Consider the following 318-nt stretch of genomic DNA (forward strand, 5'->3'; position numbering starts at 1 on the left):
TGGGCCGCATCCAGAAGATCTCTGGCGCGAACCTGAGCCGCAACTGGGTGATGATCCCGCACGTGACTCACTTCGACAAAACCGACATCACCGATCTGGAAGCGTTCCGCAAGCAGCAGAACGAAGAAGCGGCCAAGCGCAAGCTGGACGTGAAGTTCACGCCTGTCGTGTTCATCATGAAAGCCGTCGCTGCCGCTCTGGAGCAGATGCCGCGCTTCAACAGCTCGCTGTCCGAAGACGGTCAGAAGCTGACGCTGAAGAAATACATCAATATCGGCGTGGCGGTAGATACCCCGAACGGCCTGGTGGTTCCGGTGT

1 protein-coding gene is annotated in these 318 nt (G+C 58.2%); it reads left to right on the plus strand.

Going from position 1 to position 318, the window contains the following annotated elements:
* Positions 1-318: 2-oxo acid dehydrogenase subunit E2 (locus tag J0A68_RS23340; RefSeq protein WP_206580514.1), on the plus strand; the 318-nt coding region annotated here is incomplete at both ends.

Source organism: Algoriphagus oliviformis (assembly GCF_017254915.1).
GTDB lineage: Bacteria > Bacteroidota > Bacteroidia > Cytophagales > Cyclobacteriaceae > Algoriphagus > Algoriphagus oliviformis.